Source organism: Sphingomonas sp. Leaf21, from assembly GCF_916858675.1.
In the GTDB taxonomy this organism is placed as follows: domain Bacteria; phylum Pseudomonadota; class Alphaproteobacteria; order Sphingomonadales; family Sphingomonadaceae; genus Sphingomonas.
This window is the reverse complement of record NZ_CAKASM010000012.1, coordinates 70,468-85,959: the sequence shown is the minus strand read 5'-3', so window position 1 is coordinate 85,959 and position 15,492 is coordinate 70,468. Positions and strand designations below refer to the sequence as shown.

General features: G+C 67.1%; 16 protein-coding genes, 1 tRNA gene and 1 other annotated feature. Of the genes, 5 read left to right on the top strand and 12 right to left on the bottom strand.

Going from position 1 to position 15,492, the window contains the following annotated elements; genetic code table 11:
• Positions 1-69: 69 nt before the first annotated feature.
• Positions 70-909: an NAD(P)-dependent oxidoreductase gene (locus LRP66_RS11245; protein WP_230482690.1), complete on the top strand. Its 840-nt coding sequence runs from the start codon at positions 70-72 to the stop codon at positions 907-909.
• On the opposite strand, the gene LRP66_RS11240 is transcribed toward LRP66_RS11245, so the two are convergent.
• The 7 genes from LRP66_RS11240 to LRP66_RS11210 all read right to left on the bottom strand — a co-directional run bounded on the left by LRP66_RS11240 (position 819) and on the right by LRP66_RS11210 (position 8,953).
• Positions 819-1,739: a DMT family transporter gene (locus tag LRP66_RS11240; RefSeq protein ID WP_230482689.1), complete on the bottom strand. Its 921-nt coding sequence runs from the start codon at positions 1,737-1,739 to the stop codon at positions 819-821. The genes LRP66_RS11245 and LRP66_RS11240 overlap by 91 nt on opposite strands.
• Positions 1,736-2,737 (bottom strand): threonine aldolase family protein, encoded by a 1,002-nt coding sequence (locus LRP66_RS11235; RefSeq protein WP_230482688.1) that lies wholly within the window; start codon positions 2,735-2,737, stop codon positions 1,736-1,738. Before LRP66_RS11235 ends, LRP66_RS11240 begins: the two co-directional genes overlap by 4 nt.
• Positions 2,738-2,806: 69 nt before the next feature.
• Complete coding sequence (locus LRP66_RS11230) at positions 2,807-4,288, bottom strand: SulP family inorganic anion transporter (protein WP_230482687.1); 1,482 nt, start codon at positions 4,286-4,288, stop codon at positions 2,807-2,809.
• 75 nt (positions 4,289-4,363) lie between these two features.
• Positions 4,364-4,419: a sequence feature (sul1 is cis-regulatory element that is thought to sense ions involved in sulfur or methionine metabolism; They are found in Alphaproteobacteria), on the bottom strand.
• A 225-nt stretch (positions 4,420-4,644) separates the two neighbouring features.
• The gene (locus LRP66_RS11225) at positions 4,645-6,759 is read right to left on the bottom strand and encodes a transglycosylase domain-containing protein (RefSeq protein WP_230482686.1); all 2,115 of its coding nucleotides are present in this window, start codon (positions 6,757-6,759) and stop codon (positions 4,645-4,647) included.
• A gap of 73 nt (positions 6,760-6,832) precedes the next feature.
• Complete coding sequence (locus LRP66_RS11220) at positions 6,833-8,125, bottom strand: dicarboxylate/amino acid:cation symporter (protein WP_230482685.1); 1,293 nt, start codon at positions 8,123-8,125, stop codon at positions 6,833-6,835.
• Between the two features lie 120 nt (positions 8,126-8,245).
• Positions 8,246-8,320, bottom strand: a tRNA-Thr gene (locus LRP66_RS11215).
• A 177-nt stretch (positions 8,321-8,497) separates the two neighbouring features.
• Positions 8,498-8,953 (bottom strand): DUF3429 domain-containing protein, encoded by a 456-nt coding sequence (locus LRP66_RS11210; protein WP_230482684.1) that lies wholly within the window; start codon positions 8,951-8,953, stop codon positions 8,498-8,500.
• A 90-nt stretch (positions 8,954-9,043) separates the two neighbouring features.
• On the opposite strand from LRP66_RS11210, the gene LRP66_RS11205 reads away from it, so the two are divergent.
• The 3 genes from LRP66_RS11205 (at position 9,044) to LRP66_RS11195 (ending at position 11,418) form a co-directional block, all read left to right on the top strand.
• Positions 9,044-10,549 carry a tryptophan halogenase family protein gene (locus LRP66_RS11205; protein WP_230482683.1) on the top strand — a complete coding sequence of 502 codons (1,506 nt, stop codon included), beginning with the start codon at positions 9,044-9,046 and terminating at the stop codon, positions 10,547-10,549.
• Between the two features lie 138 nt (positions 10,550-10,687).
• Positions 10,688-10,915: a type II toxin-antitoxin system Phd/YefM family antitoxin gene (locus LRP66_RS11200; RefSeq protein WP_230482682.1), complete on the top strand. Its 228-nt coding sequence runs from the start codon at positions 10,688-10,690 to the stop codon at positions 10,913-10,915.
• Positions 10,916-10,920: 5 nt separating this feature from the next.
• The gene (locus LRP66_RS11195) at positions 10,921-11,418 is read left to right on the top strand and encodes a PIN domain-containing protein (RefSeq protein ID WP_230482681.1); all 498 of its coding nucleotides are present in this window, start codon (positions 10,921-10,923) and stop codon (positions 11,416-11,418) included.
• Between the two features lie 27 nt (positions 11,419-11,445).
• Here the strand turns inward: LRP66_RS11195 and LRP66_RS11190 are convergent, their stop codons facing one another.
• The 5 genes from LRP66_RS11190 to LRP66_RS11170 all read right to left on the bottom strand — a co-directional run bounded on the left by LRP66_RS11190 (position 11,446) and on the right by LRP66_RS11170 (position 14,811).
• Positions 11,446-11,715, bottom strand: coding sequence for a winged helix DNA-binding protein (locus LRP66_RS11190; protein ID WP_230482680.1), 270 nt, complete (start codon positions 11,713-11,715; stop codon positions 11,446-11,448).
• Positions 11,716-11,765: 50 nt separating this feature from the next.
• The gene (locus tag LRP66_RS11185; RefSeq protein WP_230482679.1) at positions 11,766-12,173 is read right to left on the bottom strand and encodes a hypothetical protein; all 408 of its coding nucleotides are present in this window, start codon (positions 12,171-12,173) and stop codon (positions 11,766-11,768) included.
• Between the two features lie 64 nt (positions 12,174-12,237).
• Entirely contained in the window at positions 12,238-12,582 is a 345-nt protein-coding gene (locus tag LRP66_RS11180; RefSeq protein ID WP_230482678.1) for a hypothetical protein, read from the bottom strand.
• Between the two features lie 19 nt (positions 12,583-12,601).
• Entirely contained in the window at positions 12,602-13,048 is a 447-nt protein-coding gene (locus tag LRP66_RS11175) for a helix-turn-helix domain-containing protein (RefSeq protein ID WP_230482677.1), read from the bottom strand.
• A gap of 449 nt (positions 13,049-13,497) precedes the next feature.
• Entirely contained in the window at positions 13,498-14,811 is a 1,314-nt protein-coding gene (locus LRP66_RS11170; RefSeq protein ID WP_230482676.1) for a hypothetical protein, read from the bottom strand.
• A 53-nt stretch (positions 14,812-14,864) separates the two neighbouring features.
• Between LRP66_RS11170 and LRP66_RS11165 the strand changes: the two genes are divergently transcribed.
• A complete protein-coding gene (locus LRP66_RS11165; RefSeq protein ID WP_230482675.1) occupies positions 14,865-15,377 on the top strand; it encodes a PadR family transcriptional regulator in 513 nt (170 codons plus the stop codon).
• The last annotated feature ends 115 nt before the right edge of the window (positions 15,378-15,492 follow it).

Genomic DNA, 15,492 nt, shown 5'->3' with positions numbered 1-15,492 from the left:
CGAAGGCCAAGCACGCCGTTCACCGCGTGCACTTCGACTTCGCTCAGTGCGAACGGAGGTTTGACTTTGGTGGGTCGTCTTTTCGTCTTCGGCATGGGCTATGCCGCCGGTCACCTGGCCGCGCTTCTGGAAGGGCGCGGCTGGTCCGTGGCGGGGACGACCCGCGACGGACGCGGCGGCACGTTGCGTTTCGACGACCGCGAAAACGTAACGGCCCGGATCGGCTCCGCCACGCATATCCTGTCCTCGGTGCCGCCGGAGGACGGGGTCGATCCGGTGCTCGTCACCTATGGCGAGCATCTTGTGCGGTCGGATGCGTGGCTGGGCTATCTGTCCTCGACCGGCGTCTATGGCGACACCGGTGGCGCCTGGGTGGACGAGAGCGCGCCGATCGGCTCCGGGCGGCGCGCCGCGCGGGCGACGGCGGATGCGGACTGGCAGGATATGGGCGCGCGGGTATTCCGCCTGCCCGGCATCTATGGCCCCGGCCGTTCGCCGATCGACCGGGTTCGTGGTGGCAAGGCGCACCGGGTCGGGCTGGCGGGACAGGTATTCAGCCGGGTGCATATCGCCGACATCGTCTCGGGCGTGATCGCCGGATTCGATGGCCCGGCCGGGGCGTATAACCTGGCCGACGATTTCCCGTGCGACCAGGACGCCGTCGTATCCTATGCCGCCGAACTGGCGGGTCTGGCACCACCGCCGCTGGTGCCGCTGGACAGCCTGTCCGACGCGGCGCGGGGCTTCTACGCCGAGAACAGGCGCGTCGCGAACGGCAAGGCGAAGCGGGTGCTCGGCTGGCGCCCACTCTATCCCGATTACCGGTTGGGCCTGCGCGCCTTGAGCGCGATGACCAGCCCCAGCGCGGTGACCGCGGCCCCCGCACCCGCCAGCAACGACCAGCGATAGCCCTCGAACACCGTCGACAGGCTCATCGCGATGACCGGCACGATGACGCTGGAATAGGCCGCCTTGGCCGGCCCGATCGCGCGCAGCACGCGGTAATAGAGCGGGAAGGCGAGCGCCGAGGCGAACAGCCCCAGATAGAAGATGCCGAGCAGATAGCCGAGCCGCATCTCGAACACGGGCGGGCCATTGAGCGTGTAGGCGATCACCGCGTCCAGCGCGGACCCGATCAGCATCGCGACGCTGAGCGTGGCGTGCATCGGGAAGCGCTTGGCGGTCTTCGTCGCCTGCATGACGTTGGCGGTCGAGGCGGACAGGATCGCCACGATGGTCAACGCGATGCCGGTCAGCGCGCGCGCGGGGCCCGCCGGATCGACCCGCGCCTCGTGCACGAACAGCAACGCCGCGCCTGCCATCGCGATGCCCGAGCCGACCAGCAACTGCCGCCCCATACGCTGCCCCAGGAAGAGCCGCGCGAATCCGGCATTGGGGATCAGCAGCATCGCGAAGACGACCGCGACGAGGCCCGAGGTGATGAACGCCTCCGCCCGGTAGACGAAGTTGAAGTTGAGGACGAACTGGAACAGCCCGATCCCGGCCGCGAACAGCCAGCCGGTGGTGCCGAGGCGGAAACTCTCCCGTCTGGCCAGCGCGAACGCCCCCATGGCGAGCCCGCCGATCAGGAAGCGATAGCTGACCGACCAGGTGGCCGGGACGACCGAGATCTGGTCGCGGATGACCAGCCAAGTGGACCCCCAGATCAGCGTGACGATCGCGAAGGGGATGAGGATCGCGGCGCGGGTCGAGCGTGGGCCGGTGTCGAACTCGCTCACAGCGCGGCGATCGCGTCGGCCAGGCGCGCGACATCATGGCCGTCGCTGTCCCAGGCGGTGACCAGCCGGATCTCCCCCTCCGCCCAGTCGTAGAAGTCGAAGCCCTGGGCACGCAGCCGAGCCGCCTCTTCGGCGGTCGCACGAAGGAACACCTCGTTCGCCTCGGCCGGGTAGACCAGCCGGTCGGCCGCCGCGCCCGCCAGCCGCTCGGCACAGGCATTGGCGAGCGCGGCATTGGCGATCCACAGATCGTCCTCGACCATCGCCAGCACCTGCGCGGCCAGATAGCGGCCCTTCGACATCAGCAGTCCCGCACGCTTGCGGCGGCGGCGCGTGACGTCGGCCAGGCCTGGCTTGAAGAACACCAGCGCCTCCGCGCTCATCGCCCCGTTCTTGACGAAGCCGAAGGACAGCGCGTCGATGCCCGCCTGCCAGGTCAGCGCGGCGGGGGTGCAGCCGAGCCGCGCCACCGCATTGGCGAAGCGCGCGCCGTCCATATGCAAGCCGAGCCCCTTCTCCTTGGCCAGCGCACCGATCGCGGCGACCTCGTCGGGGTTGTAGACGCGGCCATATTCGGTGGCGTTGGTGATCGAGATCGCGTGCGGCTGAACCCGGTGGACATCGTTGGCGATCGCGTCGACCAGCGTGCGGATCGTCGCGGGAGTCAGCTTCGCCCCCGCGCCATCGGCGAGCATCAGCTTGGCGCCGTGGGTGTAGAATTCCGGCGCGCCGCCCTCGTCATTCTGGATATGCGAGTCGCGGTGGCAGACCACGCCGCCATGCGGCGGGCAAAGCGCGGCCAGCGCCAGGCAGTTGGCGGCGGTGCCGGTCGGCACCCAGAGCGTCTCGACATCATGGCCGAACAACTCGGACAATCGCCCGTCCAGCGCCTTCGACCAGCGATCCCCGTCATAGGCGGTGTCCATCCGGTCGGCGTCGGCGATGGCCTCCATCACCTTGGGGTGGATACGGGCGGCGTTGTCCGAGAAGAAGCGCATGGCTCCGGCGTTTGGGGGAGGCGGCGCCATGCGTCAACACCGCTTCCCCATCGCGGCAGGGCGCCTGCGTCAGTGCGGCGCCAGGCCCAGTTCGACGCCCGTCCTGTCGTGCAGCGCGAAGCGATCGACCAGGTCGGCGCTCGCCCGGTTATAGCCGATCACCTCCACCGTCGACCGGTCGCGACGCAGCCGCGCGACGATCTTGTCGAGCGCACCGACGCCCGAGATATCCCAGAAATGCGCCGCCGACACGTCGATCGTGACGGCGCGCCCGGCTTCGGACTGGAAGGCGCGGGTGAAGCGGTCGACCGAGGCGAAGAAGATCTGCCCCGTCACCCGGTAGCGTACCATGCCGGTGTCGACGATCCGTTCGACCGCGAACAGGCGGCGGACCTTTCCGGCGAAGAAGATGCCCGACAGCAGCACGCCCGCCGCGACACCCTGTGCCAGGTCGCGGGTGGCGACGACCACCGCCACCGTGACCAGCATCACCACCGAGGAGGTCGGTGGATGGCGGCGGAGATTGGGGATCGAGTTCCAGCTGAACGTCCCGATCGACACCATGATCATCACCGCGACGAGCGCGGGCATGGGGATCCGCCCGACAAAGGGGCCGAGCCCGGCGAGCAGGACCAGCAGCACGACGCCCGCGGTCAGCGTCGACAGCCGCTTGCGCCCGCCAGAGGTGACGTTGATCACCGACTGGCCGATCATCGCACACCCGCCCATGCCGCCGACCAGCGCGGCGGCGATGTTCGCGCCACCCTGACCCATGCATTCGCGACGCTTGTCGCTGTCGCTGTCGGTCATGTCGTCGACGATCTGCGCGGTGAGCAGCGATTCGAGCAGGCCGACGGCCGCCATGGTCAGCGAATAGGGCAGGATGATGCGCAGCGTCTCCAGCGTCAGGGTTATGTGCGGCAGGCTGAGGCTGGGCAGTCCCTCGGGCAGGCGGCCCATGTCGCCGACGGTGCGTACCGGCAGGCCCATCGCGATGCTGATCGCCGCGAGCACCAGGATCGCGACCAGCGGGGAGGGCACCGCCCTCGTCACGCGCGGCAGCAGATAGATGATGGCGAGCCCGGCGGCGACCAACGCATAGCTGTGCCAGGTGACGCCGGTCAGTTGCGGCAGCTGCGCCATGAAGATCAGGATGGCGAGCGCGTTGACGAAGCCGGTGATGACCGAGCGCGAGACGAACTGCATGACCAGGTCGAGGCGCAGCACCCCCGCGACGATCTGGATGACGCCCATCAGGATGGTCGCGGCGAACAGATAGTCGACGCCGTGGTCGCGAACCAGCGGCGTGACGACGACCGCGACGGCGGCGGTCGCGGCGGAGATCATCGCGGGCCGCCCGCCCAGGAACGAGATGACGATCGCGATCGCGACCGAAGCGTAGAGCCCGACGCGCGGATCGACGCCGGAGATGATCGAAAAGCCGATCGCCTCGGGAATCAGCGCCAGCGCGACGACGAGCCCGGCGAGCACGTCACGGCGCGCCTCGCCGATGCTCGAGAACCATTGGGTTCGATAGGTTTCTACAGTCATGAAAATACCAGAATAGGCACATGGCACAACGCTCTCGCCGACGGGGCGGCGGGCGGTATCGGGAACCATGCATTCTGTTGTCCGGCGGATCGGCGGCCGGAATAGCCACCCGGATTTTCACCGGGTCCTTGCGAATGACCGGCCGTCTAGCGGGTGAGGGGCGGGAAGGGCAAGCCCCGGCGGCATTCGGGGCCTGCGGCTTATCGACATTCAGACATGCGCTTCTTTTCCCCTTGCCCTTCATAGAGGGGAGAGGGATGAGGGGGCATATCGGAATGTTGATCCGGCTTCGGATCGCCGACACCGCTCATGCACCTTCGAGAAAGACCCGAGCCTGTGCGGGGGTGGCGGCGTCGCTATTCCTCGCCCTCGCCGCCATCCCGCTCGTCGGGTGGGCGGCGGTCGTCGGGGCCTAGCGCGGGGCGGTCGCCACGGCGGCGGCCGGGGCCGACGGTGATCGATCCGTCGTCGCCGGTCCGCACGTCGATGCCCAGCCCCTGGATGATCGCGCCGACCGGATCGCTGTCGGTCGGCATGACTTCCTCGTCCATCCCGTTGGCGAGCGCGTCGGGATCCACCGCTTCCTGCACCACCGGCGCGGCGACCGGCGGGATGTCGAGCGCGGACTGCATGAAGGCGCGCCAGATCCGCGCGGGGACGCCGCCGCCCGACAGGCCGGGATTGGGCTTGTTGTCGTCATTGCCGACCCACACGCCCACCACCAGATCGCGCGCGAAGCCCATGAACAGCGCGTCGCGCGAATCCTGCGTCGTGCCGGTCTTGCCATAGGCATCGACGGTCAGCATCGCCTGCCGCCCCGTCCCCGTCTTGATCGAGGAGGACAGGAGATCGAGCATCCCGTCATGAACGGCGGAGGAGAAGCCGGTCTTGCGGTTGGTCAGCGACTGATACCAGCCCTTGTCGCGCACCTCGGTCAGGCCATGCGGCGCCACCGGATAGCTTTCGCTGGCGATGGCGGCATAGGCGGCGGTCAGCTCGAGCAGGCTGACGGTCGAGGTGCCGAGGCCGATCGTCGCCTCGTTGGCGATCGGCGTGGTGATGCCCAGGTCGCGTGCCGCCTTGATCACCGACTTGACGCCGACCGCCTGGGTCAGCCGCGCGGCGGCGACGTTGGACGATCGGGCAAAGGCCTGGCGCAGCGTGATCGTGCCCAGATAGCGGCCGTCGCTGTTGCGCGGCTTCCATCCGGCGATATCGACGGGCTCGTCCTCGATGGTCGAATCGGGCGTCATGCCGGAGCGCAGCGCCGCCAGATAGACGAACAGCTTGAACGCCGATCCCGGCTGGCGCCGCGCCTGGGTGGCGCGGTTGAACGGGCTCTTCGAATAATCCTTGCCGCCGACCATCGCGACGACACGGCCATCGGGGCGCATCGCGACCAGCGCGACCTGCGCCTGATTGAGGCCCGCGCTGCGTACCGTGCGCTCGGCGATCCGCTGGAGACGCGGGTTGAGCGTGGTCTGGACGGTCGCTTCGGTCTTGATCTCGCCCGCCTGGTCGCGCGCTTCGGGCAGGACCCAGTCGGCGAAATAGGTGCCCGATGGCAAGGTCTCCGGCCGGGTGGCGAGCACGCGCTGCGGCTGGACCGCATCGGCCTCGCGCTTGGTCAGGAAGCCCGCATCCTCCATCGCAGCGACGACCACCGCCTGCCGCGCGCGCGCGCCCTTCAGATTGCCGGTGGGGGCGAGGCGCGAGGGCGCCTTGACCAGCCCGGCCAGCATCGCCGCCTGGCCGACGTTCAGCGTCGCGGGCGTCCGCCCGAAATAATGTTTGGAGGCGGCGGTGATGCCGTACACATTATCGCCGAAATAGACGTTGGACAGGTAGCGCGAGAGGATCTCGTCCTTGGACAGCCACGCCTCCAGCCAGAAGGCGATCATCGCCTCGCGGATCTTGCGCCCCGCCGTCCGGTCGGAATCGAGGAAGGCGTTCTTGGCGAGCTGCTGGGTGATGGTCGAACCGCCCTCGCGCACGCCACCCGATCCCAGATTGTGCCAGGCGGCGCGCACTATGCCGCGCGGGTCGACGCCCCAATGGCTGTAGAAGCGGCGGTCCTCGATCGCCAGGAACGCCTCGCGCACATGCGGGGGCAGCCTGGCGGCATCGACCGGCGCGCCGATGATCGCGCCGCGCCGCGCGATCGGCGTGCCGTCGTCGGCGGTCAGCGTGATCGAGGGCGGCGTCGGCGGCTGGAGCGAGCGCGACAACGGCGCCGTGATCGCCAGCCAGATGATCGCCAGGACCAGCAGGATGATGCCGACCCCGGCACCGCGCGCGATCCACCGGCCCCAGCGGATCGGCCGACGCCGGGTCGACGGCCCGACATCCTCCTCGTCGGGGCCGAAGGTCCAGCTCTGGCTCTCGGCATCGTAGAGCGGATAGTGGACGCCCACCGGCTCATAGGGGCGGTCGATGGGGGTGCGATCGGGATTGAAAGGGTCGGGGCGCATTATGGGGTTCCGGCGATCTGCCACTCGCGTGTATTACTCAACCAGAACACCGCGCGCAAGCTCATGCCCGCATTTACCCCGTTTGCGGCACGTCCGGCAAGCGTTCCACGGCGGGCGTGTCGGTGATCAATCCGGCCCGGTGCGCGACGATCGTCGGCACCAGCGCCTGACCCGCCACGTTGATCGCGGTCCGCCCCATGTCGAGGATCGGATCGATCGCGAGCAGCAGCCCCGCGCCCTCCAGTGGCAGGCCCAGCGTCGACAGGGTCAGCGTCAGCATGACGACCGCGCCGGTCAGCCCGGCGGTCGCCGCCGATCCCAGCACCGACACCAGCACGATCAGCACATAGTCGCCGACATGCAGCGGCAGGCCGTAATATTGCGCGACGAACAGCGCCGAGATCGCCGGGTAGATGGCGGCGCAGCCGTCCATCTTGGTCGTCGCCGCGAAGGGCACGGCGAAGGCGGAATAGGCGCGCGGCACGCCGAGCCGCCGCTCCACCGCATCCTCGGTGACCGGCAAAGTCGCGATCGACGAGCGCGAGACGAAGCCGAGCTGGATCGCCGGCCAGGCGGCGGCGTAGAAACGCTTGGGCGACAAGCCGTTGGCGAGCAGCAGCAACGGATAGACGACGAACAGGACGAGGCCCAGCCCGATATAGACGGCGAGTGCGAAGCTGCCGAGCGCGGACAGCGACTGCCACCCATAACGCACGATCGCATTGCCGAGCAGCGCGCCCGAGCCGATCGGGGTCAGCCGGATCACCCAGGACAGGATGCGTCGGAAGATGGCGAGCGCCGAGGCGTTGAACGACAGGAAGCCTTCGCCCTTGTCGCCCACCCGCACCGCCGCGACGCCGATCGCGACCGCCATGACGATGATCTGGAGGATGTTGAACGACAGCCCGGTCTTGAGCGCCCCGCCGTCCCCCGCGCTCGTCGAGGCGGACAGGCCGAGAATGTTGGACGGGATCAGCCCGCGCAGGAAGTCGAGCCACGACCCGGCGGTATCGGGCCGCACCGCGCTGCCCGCCGCGACGCCCGCATGGAGGCCGGGTTGCAGCAGCGTGCCGAGCGTCAGCCCGATGGTCACCGCGATCAGCGCGGTGATCGCGAACCAGATGAAGGTCGCCGCGACCAGCCGTGCGGCATTGTTCAGGTCGCGCAGCGCCGCGATCGAGGCGACGATCGCGGTGAAGACCAGCGGCACGACCAGAACCTTGAGCAACTGGACGAAGCTCTCGCCGATGATGCGCAACGCTTCGGCCAGCCCCGCGACATTCTGGCTCCGCGCGAACAGCCCGAGCAGCAGGCCGACGGCCATGCCGACGAACACCTGCGCCCCGAAGGAAAAACGGAATTTCATGCGACGATAGCTAACGAACCGGCGCAACTTTCCCAACGAAGAATTGCAAGGGGGCGGGATAGTTGCGGGATCGTCCCCTCAACCCATTGTTCGGGCGCCCTTTTCAGGGTCGGGGGAGAATGGTGCTGCCGGTGAGGATTGAACTCACGACCTCAGCCTTACCAAGGATGCGCTCTACCACTGAGCTACGGCAGCACTCGCGTCTCGACGCGGGAAGCGCGCCTAGAGACGATCGGGCGGGCGTTGTCAAGCGCTTGTTGTTCGGATTATGCCGGACGCATGGCAAAAGACGAACGCGCGGATCGGCTGGCGGCGGCGCTCCGCGAGAACCTGAAACGACGCAAGGCGCAGTCGCGCGGCCTCCCCGAAGCCTCAGAGCGACGCGACCCCGCCGAGGATCAGGCTCATGCCGCCCAGCCCGAACGCGAGGACAAGGCGTAGCCGCCACCAGCCGGGCATGTCCCGGACGAGCGATCCGGTCCATCTATCGCCGAGCGGCGTCGCCAGCAGCGCGAGACCCAGTACGACCAGCGCGACCGACACCGGCGCGCCGCCGACCAGGCTCGCCAGCAACGCGGCCCATCCCGCCAGGCTCGGCACCACCGCCACGCCATAGGGCCAGGCGCGCGTATCGCCGCGCATCAAGGCCTCCATCCACCACAGCCCGCCGAGGAAGGAGAGGATCAGTGCGGCGTACAGCGCCCCCGCGATCGCACCCGGCCCGGCGCGGCCGGCGCCGCCCCAGGCGAGCGCGATGCACAGCAGGCCGGGGATCAGGCCCGCGAGACCCCAATAGAGCGGCGCGTGCGGCAATGGGCGATTCGTCATCGATACCTCCGCGAAGCGCTACGCGGCGCGCGGGATATGGTTCACGAAAAAGCACGCGCCAGCCGGATCACTTGGCGCTAGCGTGCGGCCATGGCGGACAAGCGATCCATTCTCGTCGTCGGCGGTGGCACGGCCGGTTGGCTGACCGCCGCCTATCTCGCCAAGGCGTTTGCGGGACGGGCGGACATCACGCTGCTCGAATCGCGGGGTATCGGAGCGATCGGCGTGGGCGAGGGGGCGTTCCCGACCATACGCCAGACGCTCGACTATCTGGGCATCGACGAACGCCGCTTCATCCGCAGCGCCAGTGCGACGTTCAAGCAGGGCATACGCTTCGACGACTGGCTGCACGCGCCGACCGCCGAGGGTGCGCGCCACCGCTATCTCCACCCCTTCGAACCGCCCTTTTCGCCCGAACAGGGCAATCTCGTCCCCTATTGGCTGGCGCAGGACGCGGCGACGCGACCGCCCTTCGCCGCCGCCATGACGATCCAGAACAGCGTGGCCGAAGGCGGACGCGCGCCCAAGCAGCCGGGGGATCGGGATTATGCCGGGCCGCTGACCTATGCCTATCATTTCGATGCCGAGCGGCTGGTCGAACTGCTCGCCGAGCGTGGGCGCGAACTGGGCGTTCGGCATCTGGAAGGGCTGCTGACCGGGGTGGACCGGGCGGACGGCGGCGGCATCGACCGCGTCCATACCGCGGAGCATGGCGCGCTGACCGCCGATCTGTTCGTCGACTGTTCGGGGTTTCGTGCCGAGCTGATCGGCCGGACGCTGGGATCGGAATTCCGCTCGGTACGGGACCAGCTGTTCACCGACCGGGCGCTCGCCTGCAAGATCCCCTATGACGCACCCGACACGCCGATCGACAGCTTCACCGTCGCGACCGCGCATGAGGCGGGGTGGATCTGGGATATCGGCCTGCAGGGCGCGCGCGGCATCGGCTGCGTCTTTTCCAGTCGGCATATCGACGACGATCGCGCCGCCGCGATCCTGCGATCCTATGTCGGGCATGACCGCTATACCGCGCGCACCATATCGTTCGAGCCCGGATATCGACCCGCGCAATGGATCGGCAATTGCGTCGCGGTCGGGCTGTCGGCGGGCTTCCTCGAGCCGCTGGAGTCGACCGGGATCGTGCTGATCGAGGCGGCGGCGGCGATGATCGCCGAGCTGTCGCCCCCGGGCACGCCGGTCGCCGCGGCGGCGGCGCGCTTCAACCGGCTGATGACGGCGCGCTTCGACAGCATCATCGCCTTCCTCAAGCTGCACTATTGCCTCAGCCGACGCGAGGAGCGGTTCTGGCGCGAGAATGCCGATCCGGCGTCGGTCCCCGAAGCATTGCGGGCCTTGCTGGACCAGTGGCGTCATCGACCGCCCAGCCGGTTCGACTTCCTGATCGATGTCGAGAGCTTCGCCTATTTCAACTATCAATATATCCTCTACGGCATGGGATACGACACCGCGCCGCCGCTCGTCGGCCGCGATGCCGCGCGCGAAGCCGGGCGGATATTCCAGCGAATCCGCAAGTTCGGCGAACGCGCGATCAGCGAGCTGCCGCCCAACCGGATCGCGATCGACCAGCTCGGCTAGGGCCAGCGCGGTTGAGCATTGTCGTTCTTCATCCCTCTCTCCCCCGCAAGGGGCGAGGGCAGGGGAACGGCACCGCCGGTTGCGCGGGCCCCGGCATCCGGTAACGTGGCCGTCCGCATCAAGCCATTCGGATCCAAGATGAAGCTCGTATCCAGTCGCGAATTCAATCAGGACGTCAGCGCGGTCAAGCGGCTGGCGCGGAGCGAGCCCGTGTTCATCACCGATCGTGGTCGTCCGACCCATGTCCTGATGAGCATCCAGGATTTCCGACGTTTCAGCGGCGAGCGCGACAATATCCTGGACCTGCTCGCCTGGCCCGGCGCCGACCAGGTCGCGTTGACGCCCGCGGACCGCTGGGGCCGCTGAGCGCGATGTATCTGCTCGACACGCCGATCCTGCTCGACCTGGCCAAGGCGCGTGCCGGGGGCGGCGATCCGGGGCTGGTCGGCTGGGCGGGCGGGATCGCGCGCGAGCGGCTGTTCGTCTCGGCGATCAGCCTGGTCGAACTGGAGGATGTCGCCGTACGGACCGCTCGGCGCGACAAGTCGGCGGCGGCGGGCCTGCGGAGCTGGATCGGCGGGCAGTTGCTGTCCGCCTTCGATGGCCATGTCCTGCCGCTCGACACGGGCGTCGCCCGACGTCGCGGAGAGGTTCCGCTGACCGACACGCGCGATGCGCTGTTGGCGGCGACGGCACTGCACCACGGGCTGACGCTGGTCACGACCAACGTGGCGGGCTTCAAGGGCGTGAAGCTGCGGCTGTTCGACCCCTCCACCTACCGGGTCGAGGATAGGGGCGACGAGGGCGACTGGCGCAGCGCGACCCAGGCACGGCCGCCATGGCTGCGCAGCCTGTTCATCCGGGGGTAGCGGCCGGGTCGGTCGGGGTGCGACGCGTCAATCCCGCAGGGCCGTCATCGCCTCGATCGTCCAGGCGCGCACCGCCGCCATCGCCGACGGCGTCAGCGAGATGAAGCGCTGTCGGCGGTCGAGCTGATCGGGAGCCCGCTGGACAAGTCCCTGCGTCTCCAGCGTCCGCAGCCACCGCAGCCCGGTCGTGGAGGCGACCGAGGCGCCGATGCAGGCCGACGAGGTCGAGATCAGCCGCCCCTCGACCCGCGCGACGAAGAGGTCGAGCAGCATGTCCCAGGCCGGATCGGCGAACAACTCGCCGTTCAGGAAACGGGCGCGGGCGCGACGCAGGCGGAGATAGGATTTCAGCCAGCCCGCAATCTGGCAGTCGCACGGCGATCCAACACCACGCCCACCACCAGGCTCAGCAGACAGGGGATGGACCAGAGCGTGGCCAGCGCGGTGTACACCCGCTGGTTGTAGGGCCCCGCCAGTGCGGCGGCTACGTGGCACAGGACGGTAAGAAGCTGGGCCGCGACCATCCAGATTGGCCAGTAGGACCGGCTGGTCAGCATGAGATGGCCCAATCCGGCCAGCAAGCACAGGTCGATCGCCGCGACCGTCAGGTGCACCGACCCCCAATTCCGATTCAGCGCTTCCGCGACGGCTGTCGCTATGACAGCCGCAAGCACCCAGGCCGCTGCCCATCGCGCGTCCCTTTCCCCAAAGCATATGGCGAAGATCAGGCTGGACGCGGTGAGCAGGAGGAACATCGCTGGGACCATGGATTGGACCAACACGTCTCACTGCCCACCCGTCAATGCCGGATCGATCCGATTAGGCGACAGCGCGCAGCGGTTCCGACAGATTGGCATAGTCCAGCGGCGTCGGTCCGGGGCAGCCGAAGCTGGTTTCGGCGATGTTGCTGCGGCGCTGCACGCTGGTCATCAGCGAGACGGCGGAGACCATCGTGCCGCGCGCGGCCATCAGGTCCGACTGGCTCTTGTGGACGGCGGCGAGGATCTTCTGCGTTTCGCCGACCGGGATGTTGGTGTCGCTGCTCGCCGCGATGAAGGACAGCGTCAGCCGTGCCGCGCTGCTCAGTGCCTCGTCATATTGGCGGATCGCCTTGCGGGTGGTCTCGGCGACCTGGGCGGCGGAATTCGGTTCGATGTTGAGCATGGTGCCTCCGGCCGGGGGCTCAGCTCAACGCGCGCAGAGCCCCCACGAAAAGAAGAATGAAACCGGCGGCCACCCCCGTCATGACACATGCCACCCGCAACGTTGCGAGCAGCCGTTCCCGGACCGATAAATCATTGGAGTGTCCGCCGATCGGCGGGAGCGTGAGGGCCTGTTTCCAGAACCCCTGCGGCTCCTGCTGAAACCCGTCTGCCGCAAGTTCGGCGGTCGGCGGAAGCGGCTCCGGTGGTGATCCCAATCGTTGGGATAGCTCGAATTCGGCGAGGATGCGGGCCGCGACCCGGCGGTCGCTGACCCCGAGCCGGGCGACGGCGGCCTTGATATAGGTGTCGACCGAACCGGGCGCGAGACCGAGGATCGGCCCGATCTCCTTCGAGCGCAGACCCTGGCCGACGAGACGCAGGCATTCCTTTTGCCGCTCCGACAGCAGCGCCGCTGCGTGCTTCAAGTTGCCCCCGGTAACCATCCGTTCCGATTATGGACCGGCGGACCCGCGAAATACAGGCGGTTTCGTCAAAAGCTCCGCCGGAGAGGCCGGGCCATCGTCGAGGGCGTCGCGACTGACGCCGCTCCCGGCCGGATGCGCGCTTCGTTTATCCCGAGATGCGGGCGGCATGGGTGCGCGTGCGAGCGAACGGGATCGGCCTCTCATGGTCATCCAGGAGGCTGGAAAAATGGCGGTGCCATGAAGAAACGGCGCGGTGCGCATCTTTGACCGGAAATGGTGCACCCAATCGGACGAAACTGGGCACTCAGATTGTTGGGAAATTTGGATTCCACGGCGCTGATCCGCCTTGCGGTGTTTGCCCGGACGATGAATGACCCGCTCCTGAGCCGTCTGATTTGGGATCAAATACCGGGAAAGCCCCCGCTTTTTTAAACCCGTCGCAAGCCAAATTATGGGACGGACTGCAGAGCATAGCGCACCCGTGCTTTGGACAGCAGGAGTGTAGGCGCAGGCTTACCGTGGGTCACGAGAACCTGATCGACGGGTATCGCATCCTTGCCTTCCGAAGCAATGAATGCCTGCACGAGGCGCATGCCGGAGGACGGCAGAAGCATGGACGGGATGGATGCGGAGTGACGTGCCATGCCAACCAACCAATCCGGTCGCCCGTGAAGCGTTCGGACGGGCGGATGTACGACTTGCAGGTCAACCGATCCGGCCAGCAGACCGACCGTCACCGGCTTGCCATGCGCCATTAGCACGGCGGATTGATGAACAGCCTTCGACGCCGCAATCTTATAAAGGTCGACATCAGGCCGGTTCATTGGGATCGACGAAAGTCCGGCTTGATCGATCGTCAACGGATCAATGCCGGTCGCGTGCCTGAGCAGCCCCGCCATCATGGGCAGCGTTCCGCCCTCAGCCGCGATCGGTCGCTCTGCTGCATGGTGCTCGCCGGCGTAGATCAGAATCTTGGCGTCGGGAAATGCCCGAACGGCGCGATTGACGATGTTATCAGCCTGATCCTGCTCGCGCTGCTCCTGGGCAACCTTGGCGTCCTTCGAATAGTCGGTTCTGATCTTTTCGTAGGTGACGGGCCGATACCCCAAGGCGAGCGACTGCCTAATGAAATCGGCGAACACAGGATCATCGAGGTAATAGCCGCTTGATTGACGGGGATACCCGTCAGCCACTAGCTGCTCCATTTTCCGACGTGCTTCATTATCGTCGTCCACGCGCTTCAAGGCTTCAACGGCGAGGACGGTATAGCCTAGCGGGCGAAGTGCGCGTGCGACCTCCAAACCGAATGCCCTGCCGCGAGGATCGAGGTGGTTTTCGTCGAGAATGACGATCCGGGTATTGCGCGCGCGTTTGACGATTTCCCGAATGGCTGGCTCACCTCTCGATGCTTCAAGCTCGGCTATCTGCTCTTGCGAAACGTGGAAGTCCGGGCTTTTAGCGGTATTGAAGGTGGGGACGCCCGTCATCGTGGACATGACCTGCGCCCACTGATCGACGATATCGGGATCGGCGGTTTCGTCCGCGCGCTCGACGCCCAGCTTCTGAAGGAGACCATAAGATGCATCGATATAGCGACCGTGAGATGCGTCGCTGATCGACTGCTTATAGGCCTCGATCAATCTGTCGTTGTCGAACTGCTTTGCCGGCGGAATTGGGACGGTCTGCTGAGGGTCAGAGGCCATTGTGCTGGTCGGTAGAGCGAGGACGCTCAGAGCAGCGGCGATGACAGGCAAATAGCGCATCTGGACACTCCACGGTACGATTCGTACTATCAGGCAAACCGAGGAGAATGGCAATGGGAGTCGAGGGGCGCAGCCTTACCGAACTCGAAGGTGCAATCTTGTCCGAGATCGAGCATCGCGGACACCGCACCGCGTTCCAAGTGCGCCGGGCTTTCGCCGAATCCTTTTCCCTCGAATGGAGGGGGAGTGCCGGTGCTGTCTATCCCGCCGTCCGGCGGCTTGAAGGGGAAGGGCTGCTCTCCGCGTCGGAGCCGACGGGAGGCCGCAGAGCCCGGAGCTTGGCGCTGACGGCAATCGGGCGGGAGGCATTGATGACGTGGGCGCGCGACCCCGCGCTGTCCTCCAGTAGCGGAGTAGACCCCTTCCGCCTACGAGCCGGCATCTGGTCTTTGCTGCCCAAACCCGAGAGAAACGCGCTGCTCTCCGACGTTGCAGCGCATATCGAACAGCAAATTGCCTTGATCGAAAGCCATGTGTCGGGCCTCGATCCTGTCGAGACGATCCGGATCGAACTGGCGTTGGAGCATCAGCGTGACCGCTTGCGGCAGATAGAACGGTGGCGATGATAGCCCGCGCCATAAACAGACTTGATCATTGGAAACTCGAGCGGCGCTGATCTTGTTTTCACTGGGATCGAACTGCTTGAGATCCGCCGCCACTCACGATCATTGCGTCCCCTAC

What these genes read in the sequence shown, in the direction of transcription:
- LRP66_RS11235 (WP_230482688.1), bottom strand. Translation starts at nt 2,737, where the DNA reads ATGCGCTTCTTCTCGGACAACGCCGCCCGTATCCACCCCAAGGTGATG.
- LRP66_RS11230 (WP_230482687.1), bottom strand. Translation starts at nt 4,288, where the DNA reads ATGACTGTAGAAACCTATCGAACCCAATGGTTCTCGAGCATCGGCGAG.
- LRP66_RS11225 (WP_230482686.1), bottom strand. Translation starts at nt 6,759, where the DNA reads ATGCGCCCCGACCCTTTCAATCCCGATCGCACCCCCATCGACCGCCCC.
- LRP66_RS11220 (WP_230482685.1), bottom strand. Translation starts at nt 8,125, where the DNA reads ATGAAATTCCGTTTTTCCTTCGGGGCGCAGGTGTTCGTCGGCATGGCC.
- LRP66_RS11210 (WP_230482684.1), bottom strand. Translation starts at nt 8,953, where the DNA reads ATGACGAATCGCCCATTGCCGCACGCGCCGCTCTATTGGGGTCTCGCG.
- LRP66_RS11205 (WP_230482683.1), top strand. Translation starts at nt 9,044, where the DNA reads ATGGCGGACAAGCGATCCATTCTCGTCGTCGGCGGTGGCACGGCCGGT.
- LRP66_RS11200 (WP_230482682.1), top strand. Translation starts at nt 10,688, where the DNA reads ATGAAGCTCGTATCCAGTCGCGAATTCAATCAGGACGTCAGCGCGGTC.
- LRP66_RS11195 (WP_230482681.1), top strand. Translation starts at nt 10,921, where the DNA reads ATGTATCTGCTCGACACGCCGATCCTGCTCGACCTGGCCAAGGCGCGT.
- LRP66_RS11185 (WP_230482679.1), bottom strand. Translation starts at nt 12,173, where the DNA reads ATGTTCCTCCTGCTCACCGCGTCCAGCCTGATCTTCGCCATATGCTTT.
- LRP66_RS11180 (WP_230482678.1), bottom strand. Translation starts at nt 12,582, where the DNA reads ATGCTCAACATCGAACCGAATTCCGCCGCCCAGGTCGCCGAGACCACC.
- LRP66_RS11170 (WP_230482676.1), bottom strand. Translation starts at nt 14,811, where the DNA reads ATGCGCTATTTGCCTGTCATCGCCGCTGCTCTGAGCGTCCTCGCTCTA.
- LRP66_RS11165 (WP_230482675.1), top strand. Translation starts at nt 14,865, where the DNA reads ATGGGAGTCGAGGGGCGCAGCCTTACCGAACTCGAAGGTGCAATCTTG.